This is a genomic window from Alitibacter langaaensis DSM 22999 (assembly GCF_003096995.1).
Classification (GTDB): Bacteria; Pseudomonadota; Gammaproteobacteria; order Enterobacterales; family Pasteurellaceae; genus Exercitatus; species Exercitatus langaaensis.
Map to the genome: position 1 here is coordinate 19,228 of NZ_QENU01000012.1, position 13,716 is coordinate 32,943.

13 protein-coding genes are annotated in these 13,716 nt (G+C 40.0%); 7 read left to right on the forward strand and 6 right to left on the reverse strand.

All coding sequences use genetic code 11. The features are described from left to right. Nucleotides 1-103 precede the first annotated feature (103 nt). The 7 genes from C8D76_RS07725 (at nucleotide 104) to pyrF (ending at nucleotide 6,164) form a co-directional block, all read left to right on the forward strand. A complete protein-coding gene (locus tag C8D76_RS07725; protein ID WP_116632240.1) occupies nucleotides 104-943 on the forward strand; it encodes a VirK/YbjX family protein in 840 nt (279 codons plus the stop codon). Between the two features lie 8 nt (nucleotides 944-951). After that, nucleotides 952-1,614: a (d)CMP kinase gene (cmk, locus tag C8D76_RS07730; protein WP_423802752.1), complete on the forward strand. Its 663-nt coding sequence runs from the start codon at nucleotides 952-954 to the stop codon at nucleotides 1,612-1,614. Nucleotides 1,615-1,743: 129 nt separating this feature from the next. Beyond that, nucleotides 1,744-3,396, forward strand: a complete 1,653-nt coding sequence (rpsA, locus tag C8D76_RS07735) for a 30S ribosomal protein S1 (RefSeq protein WP_116632213.1) — start codon at nucleotides 1,744-1,746, stop codon at nucleotides 3,394-3,396. A 167-nt stretch (nucleotides 3,397-3,563) separates the two neighbouring features. Next, the gene (locus tag C8D76_RS07740) at nucleotides 3,564-3,842 is read left to right on the forward strand and encodes an integration host factor subunit beta (RefSeq protein ID WP_116632214.1); all 279 of its coding nucleotides are present in this window, start codon (nucleotides 3,564-3,566) and stop codon (nucleotides 3,840-3,842) included. A gap of 121 nt (nucleotides 3,843-3,963) precedes the next feature. Then, entirely contained in the window at nucleotides 3,964-4,257 is a 294-nt protein-coding gene (locus C8D76_RS07745) for a LapA family protein (RefSeq protein ID WP_116632215.1), read from the forward strand. A 2-nt stretch (nucleotides 4,258-4,259) separates the two neighbouring features. Beyond that, on the forward strand, nucleotides 4,260-5,453 hold the full coding sequence (gene lapB, locus C8D76_RS07750) for a lipopolysaccharide assembly protein LapB (RefSeq protein WP_116632216.1): 1,194 nt from the start codon (nucleotides 4,260-4,262) through the stop codon (nucleotides 5,451-5,453). A gap of 12 nt (nucleotides 5,454-5,465) precedes the next feature. Beyond that, on the forward strand, nucleotides 5,466-6,164 hold the full coding sequence (gene pyrF, locus C8D76_RS07755; RefSeq protein ID WP_116632217.1) for an orotidine-5'-phosphate decarboxylase: 699 nt from the start codon (nucleotides 5,466-5,468) through the stop codon (nucleotides 6,162-6,164). A 63-nt stretch (nucleotides 6,165-6,227) separates the two neighbouring features. Here the strand turns inward: pyrF and C8D76_RS07760 are convergent, their stop codons facing one another. From C8D76_RS07760 to C8D76_RS07785, 6 genes are all read right to left on the reverse strand, one after another. Then, complete coding sequence (locus tag C8D76_RS07760) at nucleotides 6,228-7,502, reverse strand: alpha/beta hydrolase-fold protein (protein WP_116632218.1); 1,275 nt, start codon at nucleotides 7,500-7,502, stop codon at nucleotides 6,228-6,230. Beyond that, a complete protein-coding gene (locus tag C8D76_RS07765) occupies nucleotides 7,499-7,879 on the reverse strand; it encodes a SufE family protein (protein ID WP_116632219.1) in 381 nt (126 codons plus the stop codon). Before C8D76_RS07765 ends, C8D76_RS07760 begins: the two co-directional genes overlap by 4 nt. A gap of 89 nt (nucleotides 7,880-7,968) precedes the next feature. Beyond that, nucleotides 7,969-9,990, reverse strand: coding sequence for a TonB-dependent siderophore receptor (locus tag C8D76_RS07770; RefSeq protein WP_116632220.1), 2,022 nt, complete (start codon nucleotides 9,988-9,990; stop codon nucleotides 7,969-7,971). A 45-nt stretch (nucleotides 9,991-10,035) separates the two neighbouring features. Beyond that, nucleotides 10,036-11,994 carry a Fe(3+)-hydroxamate ABC transporter permease FhuB gene (gene fhuB / locus C8D76_RS07775; RefSeq protein WP_116632221.1) on the reverse strand — a complete coding sequence of 653 codons (1,959 nt, stop codon included), beginning with the start codon at nucleotides 11,992-11,994 and terminating at the stop codon, nucleotides 10,036-10,038. Next, complete coding sequence (locus tag C8D76_RS07780) at nucleotides 11,988-12,842, reverse strand: iron-siderophore ABC transporter substrate-binding protein (RefSeq protein ID WP_207775013.1); 855 nt, start codon at nucleotides 12,840-12,842, stop codon at nucleotides 11,988-11,990. The genes fhuB and C8D76_RS07780 overlap by 7 nt, the downstream gene beginning before the upstream one ends. Nucleotides 12,843-12,883: 41 nt before the next feature. Beyond that, nucleotides 12,884-13,648, reverse strand: coding sequence for an ABC transporter ATP-binding protein (locus C8D76_RS07785; RefSeq protein ID WP_116632223.1), 765 nt, complete (start codon nucleotides 13,646-13,648; stop codon nucleotides 12,884-12,886). Nucleotides 13,649-13,716 lie beyond the last annotated feature (68 nt).

Here is a 13,716-nt window from a genome sequence, read left to right on the forward strand (position 1 = left end):
AAGTGCGGTCAGTTTTAGTATAATTTCGCAAATTTTAAAGAGTTCAGCTCAATTAGACAACAGGATTTTCGTGAGTTCATTTTCATTCCCTTCATTTCATCAGATGTATGCTGGAGAGCGCCGTTTTGGAAAACGAGTACGTTCTTTCATTCGTTATCATTTTCATACTTTATTACATCGCAGCCGTATTGCCCAATTTGAGCAATATCTAACGAAAAATAGTTTATGGCAGCCAGTCTTTACGCAGAATTATTATCGTGTAAATGCCTTGTTGCAGAAGTTTTGTGATCGTCGTTTTTCTGCTGATGAACGTTTACACGCCATTCAATATAGCTTGGATTGCGCAGTGGAAAAGTTGGGCGAGCAACGTTGTTGTCAATTAGTGGAACAGCGTTCTCTCTTAATTGCTCAACTCACCGAAAATTGGGCGGTATATTTAAATATTAATGTCATTGATCCTTTTGAGGGTTTTTTCTCATTAAATATCAAAAATGCAGAAGGGCGTTCAGTATATGATGCGTCATTCACATTTTTGCCGAATAATCAGTTGTTGATCGCCTCTATTCAAGGGCCAAATTCTGACGATGCGCAAGAATTAGTGAAAGCCGCAACCAAAGAATTACACGGTATGCGACCCATGTATATGTTAGTGAATGCCTTTAAAAATTTGGCTCAAAGTTTAGGCTGCGAATTAGTAGGAATTGCCCATAAAAATCAAGCCAAATATCGTTGGAATGACCATTCAAAATTGCTCTTTAATTATGATGAATTTTGGCAGGAAAATGATGGAGTATTAAATACGCAAGGTTATTGGGCATTGCCTTTAGCCGTTGAGCGCAAACCACTAGAAGAAATTCAGAGTAAAAAACGTTCAATGTATCGTAAGCGCTATGAAATGTTTGATGTTATGGCGCAAGGGTTTGATGAATTAGCTAAAAAATAGGTGGAAATATGATTATTACTGTGGATGGTCCAAGTGGCGCGGGCAAAGGCACGCTATGCTATGCATTGGCAGAAAAATTGGGTTATACATTATTAGATAGTGGCGCGATTTATCGTGTTACGGCGTTAGCGGCCCTTAAAAGTGCGGTCAAATTAGACGATGAATTCGCGTTAGCCGATTTAGCCCGCCATTTGGATATTCAGTTTGTACCGCAAAATGGTGAAGTACAAATTTTACTGAATAACGAAAATGTGAGTGCGCAAATTCGTACTCAAGAGGTTGCGGACGCAGCGTCAAAAGTTGCTGTATTCCCTGGGGTGAGAAAGGCGCTGTTGCAGCTGCAGAAAGACTTTGCAAAACAAGGAAATGGCTTAATTGCCGATGGGCGAGATATGGGAATGGTGGTTTTCCCTAATGCACAAGCCAAACTATTTTTAGATGCTAGCGCAGAAGAGCGTGCAAAAAGACGTCTTAAACAGTTGCAAAGTAAAGGAATTAATGGTAACTTTGACCAGATTTTCGCCGAGATTAAAGAACGAGACTTCCGCGACCGAAATCGCGCAGTTGCGCCATTAAAACCCGCTGAAGATGCATTGTTGCTTGACAGCACAGAACTTGATATTAACGAAGTTATTGCGCAAGCATTGCAATTTATCGAAAGTAAAAAATAGGCGTGCGTTAAATTAATCTCATCGTATTTTAGATTTAACTCGTTTATTCACGGATGAATAAACTTTATTATCAACCCCACTTATGACGGATTGTGAGTGGATGTTATTAACTTTTAAAGAAGATTAAATATGTCAGAATCTTTTGCTCAATTATTTGAAGAATCATTAAAAACCCTTGAAACTCAACGTTTAGGTTCAATCATCAACGGTACTGTTGTTGCTATCGAAAAAGGCTTCGTATACGTAGACGCAGGTTTAAAATCTGAAGCGCGTATCCCAGCTGAAGAATTCGCTAATGCACAGGGCGAAGTTGACGTTAAAGTTGGCGACGTGGTAAACGTTGCTTTAGACGCTGTTGAAGACGGTTACGGTGAAACTAAACTTTCACGTGAAAAAGCAGTACGTCACGAGTCTTGGATCGAATTAGAAAAAGCATTCGAAGCACAAGCAAGCGTTGTTGGTTTAGTAAACGGTAAAGTTAAAGGTGGCTTCACAGTTGAGCTAAACGGCGTTCGCGCATTCTTACCAGGTTCATTAGTTGATACTCGTCCAGTGCGTGATGCAGATCATCTTTTAGGTAAAGAATTAGAATTCAAAGTGATCAAATTAGATCAAAAACGTAACAACGTCGTGGTTTCACGTCGTGCAGTAATCGAATCAGAAAGCTCAGCAGATCGCGATGAAGTATTAGCAAATCTTGCTGAAGGCGCTGAAGTAAAAGGTATTGTTAAAAACTTGACTGATTACGGTGCATTCGTTGATTTAGGCGGTGTTGATGGTTTATTACACATCACTGATATGGCTTGGAAACGTGTGAAACACCCAAGCGAAGTTGTTAATGTTGGCGATGAAATCACTGTTAAAGTATTAAAATTTGACAAAGAAAAAACTCGCGTTTCATTAGGCTTAAAACAATTAGGTCAAGATCCTTGGGCTGCAATCGCTGAAAATCACCCAGTAAACAGCAAATTAACTGGTAAAGTAACAAACTTAACAGATTATGGTTGTTTCGTTGAAATTTTAGATGGTGTTGAAGGTTTAGTTCACGTATCTGAAATGGATTGGACAAACAAAAATATCCACCCTTCAAAAGTGGTTAACTTAGGCGATACTGTTGAAGTTATGGTATTAGAAATCGATGAAGAACGTCGTCGTATTTCTTTAGGCTTAAAACAATGCAAACCAAACCCATGGTTACAATTTGCAGAAACGCACAACAAAGGTGATAAAGTTTCAGGCAAAATCAAATCAATCACTGACTTCGGTATTTTCATCGGCCTTGAAGGTGGTATTGACGGTTTAGTTCACTTATCTGACATTTCTTGGAATGTTCAAGGTGAAGAAGCGGTTCGTAACTACAAAAAAGGTGATGAAGTAGAAGCTGTTGTTTTACAAGTTGATTCTGCAAAAGAACGTATCTCTTTAGGTATCAAACAATTAGAAGATGATCCGTTCAATAACTTTGTTGCGATGAACAAAAAAGGTGCTGTAGTATCAGCAACTGTTGTTGAAGCAGATAACAAAGGTGCTAAAGTTGAATTAGCGGGTGGCGTTGAAGGCTATATCCGTGCAGCAGATTTAGTATCTGAAGTTGCAGCTGGCGATGTTGTTGAAGCAAAATATACTGGTTCAGATCGTAAAGCTCGCATTGTTCACTTATCAGTGAAAGCGAAAGATCAAGCAGAAGAAGCAGCAGCACTTGCATCAGTGAATAGCAAACAAGAAGAAATTGCTGTTCCAAACGCAATGGCAGCGGCATTTGCTCAAGCTAAAGGCGAATAATTTATTCGTTCTTGAATAAATAAAACTGGCGAGTTTGGGCTCGCCAGTTGTTTATTAAATAGTCGATATTTAGTAAAACAACGTGATTTTTGCTTACTAACTATGTTAAAGTGCGGTCAGAAATGACGTTGTTTTATTAAAAACAGCAAAACATAAAGGATATTGTTATGACTAAATCTGAATTAATTGAAGCGATAAGTGAACGCAATCCCTCTATTGCATTAAAAAGCGTAGAAAATGCAGTAAAAGAAATCTTAGAACAAATGTCAGATACCATGGAAAAAGGCGAGCGCATTGAAATTCGTGGTTTTGGTAGCTTTTCATTACATTTTCGCCAACCGCGTTTAGGACGTAACCCTAAAACAGGTGAAAGTGTAAAATTAGAAGCAAAATGTGTACCGCATTTTAAAGCAGGTAAAGATTTGAAAGAGCGTGTAGATATTTAGCCGCGATTCTTTTCTATATTTCTATAAACATGAAATTATTCAAAGAACGACACCCTAAAGTGTCGTTTTTTGTTTGGAATTTTGGCATAATGGTGAAAATTTGTATTAGGAGAACAGCACTATGCTCAAATATATTTTCGGCTTTATCATCGTACTCGCTATCGTGTTAGTGGCAATCACCGTGGGCGCTAATAATGATCAGGTCATTACATTCAATTATATGTTTGCACAAAGTGATTTTAAACTTTCTACGCTAGTTGCTATTCTTTTTGGGGTTGGATTGATTTTAGGTTGGTTAATTACGGGTATTTTTTATCTTAAACTTAAAATTAAAAATATTGCTTTAACACGCCAAGTAAAACGCCTGAACCAACAGGTAAATGAACTTACTACAAGTCTCAATAAGGCTGCTTAATAATGATTGAGTTGCTCTTCCTGTTGTTACCAATTGCTGCGGCTTATGGTTGGTATATGGGGCATCGTAGTGCCAAAAAGGATCAGGAAGATATCAGTAATAAGCTCTCTCGTGATTATGTGACGGGGGTCAATTTTCTTTTATCTAACCAAACAGAAAAAGCGGTTGACTTGTTTTTGAATATGCTACAAAAACAAGAAACGGAGAATGAAATTGAACAAAGTTCACAATTTGAAGCTGAATTAACACTGGGTAATCTTTTCCGTTCGCGAGGTGAAGTGGATCGTGCATTGCGCATTCATCAAGCTCTTGACCGCAGTCCTAACTATTCCTTTGAACAAAAACTGTTGGCAAAACAGCAATTGGCGAAAGATTTTATGTCTGTCGGTTTTTTTGATCGCGCCGAAGCTATTTATATCATGTTAGTTGATGAACCTGATTTTGCCGAAGGTGCGTTGCAACAACTTGCGGTTATTTATCAAAAAACCAAAGAGTGGAAAAAAGCCGTTAATGTCGCCGAAAAATTAGCCAAAATATCGCCCAAAGATGACAATATCGAATTAGCGCAATTCTATTGCGAATTTGTCCGCACTTTGCCGGCAGATAGTAAAGAGAATGCACAACAGATTTTACAGCAAGCTTTAACGGTTTCGCCGAGCTGTGTTCGTGCATCTATGATGCTAGGCGAGAAATTCATTGAGCAAAAAGATTACCAAAGTGCGGTCAAAATTTTGGAAAATGTATTAACACAAAACCCCGATTTTGTTGGCGAAACCTTACCAATGTTGAAAGAATGCTATCAAGCCTTAGGGCAACTTGATAATTTTGAGTTATTTTTGATTCGAGCAAGTCAAGCCAGTGGTAATGCCAGTGTTGATTTAGCTTTGGCTGATTTGATCGAACAACAAGATAGCCGTGCCAGTGCACAAAGCAAAGTGTATCAACAAATTGGTCAACATCCTAATATGTTCCTCTTTCATCGCTTTATTCAATATCAAGTTGAAGATGCCGAAGAGGGAAGAGCCAAAGATAGCTTAGTCTTGTTGCATAGAATGGTAGGCGAGCGGATTCGACAAGGCTTTGAATATCGTTGTACAAATTGTGGTTACCAAACGCATAAACTTATGTGGTGCTGCCCTTCTTGTCGCCAATGGGAAAAAATCAAACCAATTCGTGGAATTGAAAATCAAATATAAAAGGAAAACAACATGGATAGCAAAATTATTGTTGCGTTAGATTACGAAACAGAAGCAGAAGCACTCAGCTTAGTGGATCAAATTGATCCGAGCCTTTGCCGCTTAAAAGTGGGCAAAGAAATGTTCACAAGCCTTGGTATTCACTTTGTGAAACAACTACATGAACGTAAATTTGATGTTTTCTTAGATTTAAAATACCACGATATTCCAAACACTGTTGCTCGAGCTGTACGCTCTGCGGCTGATCTTGGTGTATGGATGGTGGATTTGCATGCCTCAGGTGGCTTAGCAATGATGGAAGAGGCGAAAAAAATTCTTGAACCTTATGGCAAAGATGCGCCATTGCTTATTGCCGTCACCGTGCTAACCAGTATGGAAGATTTAGATTTATTACAAATTGGCATTAATGCTTCACCACTTGAGCAAGTAATCCGTTTATCTCATTTAGCGCAACGTGCGGGATTGGATGGCGTGGTTTGTTCTCCGCAAGAAGTTGAAATTTTGCGTAAAAATTTGGGTCAAGATTTTAAATTAGTGACACCAGGCATCCGCCCAATTGGTTCTGAATTTGGTGATCAACGTCGAGTGATGACACCAGCAGCGGCGGTGCGTTCAGGATCTGACTATTTAGTGATTGGGCGCCCGATTACACAAGCAGAAAATCCAGCAGAAGTATTACGCTCAATTAATGCTTCACTGCAAAATAGCTAAGAGCAAAACAAAAAATAGGGCATGGTACAAAAATACGATGCCCTATTTTCATTTATGTCATAGCTAATTTTTTCGTTGCTCAAAAATCCAATCGCGAATTGGTTCAATAGAATAGGCATATTTCCATGTATTGCGATGTGCGGATTCTTCTATTTTTTCATTCTTATCAGTAAAAATAGATCCTTTCTCAAACACCACAAAATATACATTAGCATTTACACTCGTGAGCTGATTAAACGCTTGCTGAAATTCTTCTTGAGACCACTGTGCATTCCAGCTGGCTCGAGCAACTTTAGCGCCATTTTTTTCTAACACATCAAGCAGAGAACGTTGTTCGAGTAAGACTTTATGGTCATCTTCCGAAACCGTGATCCACAACTTATTTTTTGCCATTGGCGTAACAGCGTTATTATCCCATTGACAAGCAACTAAATAACTTGCGGCAAAGAAATCAGGATATTTCACATTCATCGCCATAGATAAGGCGCCACCACTTGATTGCCCCGTGCTATAGTAACGATTCTCATCAAGGGTGTATTGCGTGCTTAGGTATTTAATCAGATTAATCGTTGTCTCTAAATAATCTGAGGTTTTGCCCTTATCATCTACGACAATTTCATCAAATTCAGGCGCAAGAATAAAGGCAGGGTGCTTTGCTTGATCTGAAGGAGACGCCCACGAAATCGCGCCCAATCCTTGATATAACGCCACTTTCGTTTTTGTGCCAGTAATGCCTTCATCGTGCATAAATAACACTAATGGATATTTCTGTTTGGGATCGTAATTGTTCGGCGTAAACAAATTATAGCGTATCGTTTTTCCCGTTGCAGAATCCGTCCATTTCTCTTGCTTGAATTCATCCATAATTGCGGTTTTAGTGTCGCTAACGAATAATGTCAAACCATTAATCGTTGCCCTTTGCGAAATCGATTTTAAGCTTGGCGCATTTTCTTTCTTTTCACCAATCTGGTAATTTTGCGCTTCTCTCTGCGTTAAAGGCGCTGTTTGAACGAGATTTGCGTTGGCATCATCAGGATCTAAATTTAACACCACAAATTTACCTTCGCTTTTGGCGCCATTCTCAAAACTATCGGTGACATAAAGCCCGAGAATGTGTCGATCTTGCACCTGAAAGCGTTGATTTGGAATATCTTCCGCCTTGAGCGGCTGTTCAAACTCAATGGCAACGCCCACCCATTTTGCCCCATCGCCGAATATTTGAGAAAGTGCGGTCAATTTTATCGGTAAATTTTGTTGATTTGCAAAAACGAAGTTAGGCAAGCTGACAGCAATGGCAGCCCCTGTACCTAGCGTTAAAAAAGTGCGGCGAGTTGTCATGCCAATTCCTTTATTTTCTGTTCGATTTGTTTTAAGCCATTTAGACGTGTTTCACTTAAACGTTGCGCAATGCCCAAAGAACTAAACAAATCCGTGATGTTAAAGCTAGTGAGTGTTTCAAGGCTTTTCCCGTTGACTTGCTCCATTAAAATCATCAACAAACCATTCATTATACGTGCCTCGCTATAAGCTTGTAGCTGTAAAGTGCGGTCAGATTTTAGCGAGATTTTTACCCATAAATTGGTTTCACAGCCATGAATTTGCTGCCAATGACGGAGTTCATCCGCTGCCGGAACAGGCAGCGTTTTGCCCAATTGAATGAGAGAGCGATACTTTTCTTCCCAATTCGGGGCAGCTTTGATTTGTTCAATAGTCATATTTAAGAATAAAGTGCGGTCAAAATTTTAGAAATTGTATAAAAAAAGAGGGCAGCGATAAAGACTGCCCTTCAAAATAAACGAAGAAGTTAGAATTTATAGGTTAAGTTGCCAGTAATTTTACGTCCTTCTCCGTAATAACAGTAGTAGCTACAACTCGCAAGATATTTTTTATTTGATAGATTATCAACATTGATCTGAGCCACCCAGTTGTTCGCAAACTCATATTTAGCAGAAAGATCAACAAGGGTATAGTTGCCGACTTTATAGCCTTTATAATATTGTTCGTCCACGGTTGAGCCTGTATAACGCACACCTGCGCCAACAGTCAGCCCATTTAATACATTATCAGTGAATCGATAATTTAATTTTGCTGAATAAGCATGGCGAGGGATGAGTGCGCTACGGATTGTCTGATTATAGGCTAAATCAGTTTCTGCTTTGGTGTAAGTGTAAGCAAATTGACCTGAAATATTATCGTTAAATTCAAGATTTGCCTGAGCTTCAACACCGTGGCTAGTTTGTTTACCCGCTTGTATTGAAATATTAGAGGGATCTGTGACGAGCGTATTTTTCTCTTTTAAATCAAACCAAGCAACAGAGAATGTGCCATTAACAAAACTTGGTAGGTATTTTAAACCCACTTCATATTGTTTACCTTCATAAGGGCGATAAGCTCTACCATAGCCGTCATTACCTGCAGAGACGCGGAATGATTCACTATAACTCGCATAAGGGGCTAAACCATTCTCAAATTGATACATAATGCCCGTTGAGTAGGAATTATGACTAACGTGATAACTGGTATTGGCGCTATTGGCAACAGAATTTGCACGGGCTTTATCATGGCGAGCAGAAACATTCCATAATAAGTTTTTATAACGCAATTGATTTTGCGCATATAAACCAAGTTGAATCGTTTTTAAGTTGTAATCTGTGCCAGTTGGATTATATGGTGTCTGGTTATACACGGGGTGGAACATATTAATGGCATTTACTGCGCCAAAGCCATTATTTATCCCTTTAGTATCAGAATATTGGTAATCCACTCCTACCGTGGTGGTATTTTCTACTTCACCAATTTTCCAGACTTTGCTTATGCGGTTATCAATGGTGTGATTGGTTGTATGACCGACAGTATAACTATACCCACGGTAAGCATTTGCAAGCGCATCGGAGCTGTAAGCAAAAGTGTTATATTGATCGATATTCAAACGGCTAAAGCGATAGTTTTGTGCAAATGTCCAACCATCGGCAAATTTATTGATATATTCATAGCCGATAGAATATTGACTACGATCGGTATAATCTTGATCAGGTTCGCCCAAATTTACGCCATGAGGAATGGTGCCATTCACGGTTGGGATCAATGAACCATAAGCGGGTAAAAATGGGTTAACTGGCACGCCCACATCTTTTTGCACGCTGGCAAGCAAGGTAAAAGAGGCTTTGTCAGAAATATCCCAAGTGAAACTTGGTGCAAGATAATAACTTTCTAACCAAGTGCCATTCACTTGACCATGACGCTTGTTATAATCAGCGACAAGACGATAACGTAAATTATCGGCTAATTTATTGCTGACATCAAAGCTAATGCCACGTTCATCTTTATTTCCTGCCGTGAGTTTGATTTCACCTTTCGGATCTTTAGTGGGGCGTTTGCTGACTAAATTAACCAGCCCACCTGTTTCTGCCGCCCCATAAGTGAAGGAATCTGCACCTTTCACCACTTCAAGGCTTTCCAGACCATAGGTGTTAGGTAACCATACGAAGAACCCATTTTTACCTAGTGCCGTGCCATCTAAAGTCATTGACGCATCAAAACCACGAATTTTAAACCAATCCGTATCGTTATCGCCGCCATAGGGCTCAGTTACGATTCCCGCTTGATAACGTAATGCTTGATCTACTTTTTGTGCATTTTCATCAGCAATTTGTTGTTCTGTAATCACATCTACTGACTTCGGGGTCATATAGTCTACTTTGCCCGATTTAGCCACAGAGCCGACAACAGAAATTTCGTCAAGTTGTTCGACCTCGTCAGCCATAACGGCGGCGGATGTCAGTGCTAATACACTGACAATACTAGTATTGAAAAATATTTTTTTCATAAATAATCCTCTAAGGAGTAGGTTAAAAAATCAAGAAAGAGCAAATTAAACTTTTCTGATCATGGTTAAAAAATAAGTGCCGCCAATTAGCGTTGCCACTAAGCCTGCTGGTACTTCATAAGGAAATATCATTTGTCTACCTAGCCAATCTGCTAGCACCATAATTAATGCACCGAGGCAAGCGGACAATAATAGTTGGTGGCGTGCTTTCTTCACGCCTAAAAATGTTGCAATTTGTGGCACGAGTAGGCCAATAAAGCTAAGTGGGCCAATCAGTAACGTGGCAAGTGCGGTCAAAATTGCAGCAAAAATAATTAAAGTCCAACGTGTTTGTTTTAGGTTTAACCCTAATGCTTGTGCCATTGGCGCTTGCAATAACAAAATGTCTAACCAACGACTGAAAATCAGACTGCTCGCCAATAGCAATAGGCTTATCACCATAAAAAATAGGGCAAAATCCGTTTGAATATATTGCGTGGAGCCTGATGTCCATGCGATTAATTGATTCGCACGGGGATCGCCACTGGCAATGGCAATGCGTTGCAATGTATCAAATAATGCAGAGAGGCTTATCCCCGTGAGTAATACTTTCTCGGGTAGCATACCGTTGCGTTGATTGATCGCGGCTAAAATAAACAGAGCAATGATCGCGCCAACAATGCCAGCTATCCAAAACCATTGATTGGACTGGGCGGAAAATAAAAAGATTACGGCTAAAATCCCCATTGATGCACCAGATGACACCCCCAGCAGTTCTGGGCTTGCCATTGGATTTTGGGTGAGACGTTGTAAGATGACGCCAGCAATTGCCAACAGCATGCCAACAGATAATGCCGTTAAGATACGCGGTGTGCGCAATGCTAAAATGGGGTATTCCCGCGAATCGAAGTGAAGCATATACCAGCCTTGATTGCCTTGACCGACAAAAAGGCTAATAAATATCGCAAGCAGTAAACTTGCTAAAATGACCAACGTAAAGTGCGGTCGAAATTGATAAAATTTTGCCGAGCCCGTTTCTTGCAACCGCCCAGATTGTGGTAATGCACGGAACATGAGCCATAATAATAATGGCGTTCCTAGCACAGAGGTGACAGCGCCAGTAGGCAAGTTGATATTTTTAAAATGGGCGAGTAATTGTAAGCATAGATCTGTTATCGAGAGCAATAATGCGCCGATGATGAATGCACCGCTCAGCTGGGCTTTTAAGGTGCGAACATTCATTTGGCGTATGATAGTGGCAGCGGCAAGCCCAACAAAACCTAACATTCCAACTTTGGATACCACAATTGCGATTAAGAACGCAGAGATGAGCACACTAATAATGCGTAATTTACCCACTGGCACGCCAAGGCTATTGGCATTTGCATCGTTGAGAGAAAGGATGCTAAGTGGGCGAATCAGCATAGCGATAATGATAAAAGCGGGGATCGCATAGCTGATTAAGCTGATCGTATCATACCAACTTTCCTGCACTAATGAACCCGCACCCCACTGCGCCAAACCACGGGATTCTTCGGGATAGAACAACATCATTAAGGCTGAAAATGAGCCAAAATATAGATTCACCACCAAGCCTGCTAAAATTATAATCAATGGCGACATGGTTTTGCGCATAGCCAGTGTGAGCACGAGAACTAAACTGAGCGCTGCCCCACAGATCGCAATTAAGTTTGCGCCATTGTCTAACCAATCAGGCACAAAAATGGTGGCTAGAAATAACGCAAATTGGGCGCCACTATTAATCCCTAGCGTACTGTCTGAAGCCAGAGGGTTCGCCATTACTTGTTGCAATAATAAACTGGCAAAACCTAAAATTCCACCCGATAAAATTGCCATTGCAATACGTGGCAAACTATAATTTTGAATTAAGAGTAGATCTAAATTTTCCGTTGGTAAAAATAAATCCGCAATATTAAATTGCGAAGGAATTTGTATATTTAACAAGCCTATAAATAGTGCGATAAATAAGCAGAATGGTAGAATAATCAAATAGCGAGTTACCATATTTCCCCTCCATTTAATAAGCTCTCTTTTAAGCTTTCAGCAAAACGTTGTGCCGATGGAATGCCACCAAATGTCCAAATAGCAGGGAGCACCACGGGATCGGCTGACAATCTTAAGTGCTGCCATAGGGTATTATATTTAAGATCGTGTTTTACATTGGCAGGATAAGGCTTAATGACCACAAGACGCGTATTTGTGGGTAATTTGGCTAATTGGGTAATATCAATGGTTTCAAATCCCCATTGATTATGGCTACCATTCCATGCATTTTCAAAGCCAAGTTGAAACAAAACGGCACCTAATAGGCTATTTTGCGCATAAATTCGCAAATGGCGCGTGTCAATAAACTGCACCAAGGCAATAGGGCGGTGCATTAAGCTTTGTAAGTGCGGTCGAATTTCATCAATTTTTTGCTTATAGTTGGCGATAAGTTGCTCAAAGGCGTTATCTTTCCCAATAAGCTGCGCGATTTTTTTAGTCGCTTCTATAACATGGCGCCAAATATAGCCTTCCCCATAAAAATCCACAATTTCTACTTTACGAGAAAATTGGCTGAGCATAGGCGTTGCCGATGTATAGAACGAGCTATTAATAAAAATGAGCTGACTAGATTCAGCATTTTGAGCAAATGGAATCAGCAGTTCCAAATTAGGCTGCATACGCACGCCGAGATCAATGGTGGAGTCAGGTAATTCTGGATATGCTACCCATTTCGTATAACTTTTTTTATCGCCTACTGCAACAGGATTTTCCCCTAGTGCTAATAAGGTTTCCGCCACTGTCCAATCCAGCGTAGCAAACTTCTCATGTTGTTGTTCTGCTGATGCGTAAAAACTACTGCATAACATAAAAAGTGCGGTCAAAATAAAGTGAGAAATGCGGTTATACATTAATAAAAACTCACAGGACGTTGGGTTTTGGGATGTGGAATGACAGTGAGGTCTATGCCATAAATTTCTTTTAATTTAGGCGAGTTAACAATGTCGAAAGCATTGCCTTCAGCAAGTAGTTTGCCACCGTGTAATGCAATTAAATGATCGCAATAACGGGCTGCAAGATTGATGTCGTGGATCACAATAATAATGCCCAAATTATGTTCATGGGCGAGTTTATGTATCAATTCCATCACTTCAACTTGATGCGCAATATCTAGCGCGGCTAAGGGCTCATCAAGTAATAAAAATTGGCTTTGTTGCGCTAATAGCATCGCTAGCCAAATACGAGAACGCTCTCCACCGGAAAGCGTGTCAACAAATTGATCTGCAAATTGTTCCGTATGAGTGAAAGCAAACGCTTGTGAAATGGCTTCCTGATCTTTTTTCGGGTGTGACCCAAACAAGCCATTCCAAGCATAACGCCCCATAGCCACAAGTTCACGGGCGATAAGATTGGTGGATTGCGGCAACTGTTGTGGCAAATAAGCCACATGCTTGGCAAATTCACGCTGCGGCCAGCTGTTAATGTCTTTATCGTCAAAACTAATTTTGCCAGAAGAATAGGGATTTTGCTTGGCGAGGAGTTTGATTAGCGTTGATTTACCAGAACCATTATGCCCAATCAAACCATAGACTTTTCCTCGTTCAAAACGCGCAGAAATAGGATGTAATAAGGTGCGTTGAGAAATTTTAAAGGTAGCATTTTCAACAATAAACACAAACTCTCCTAAATTAAATGCGCTTAAAACAAATGGGCGCTTATTCTAATCGAAAATGATTTTGATTT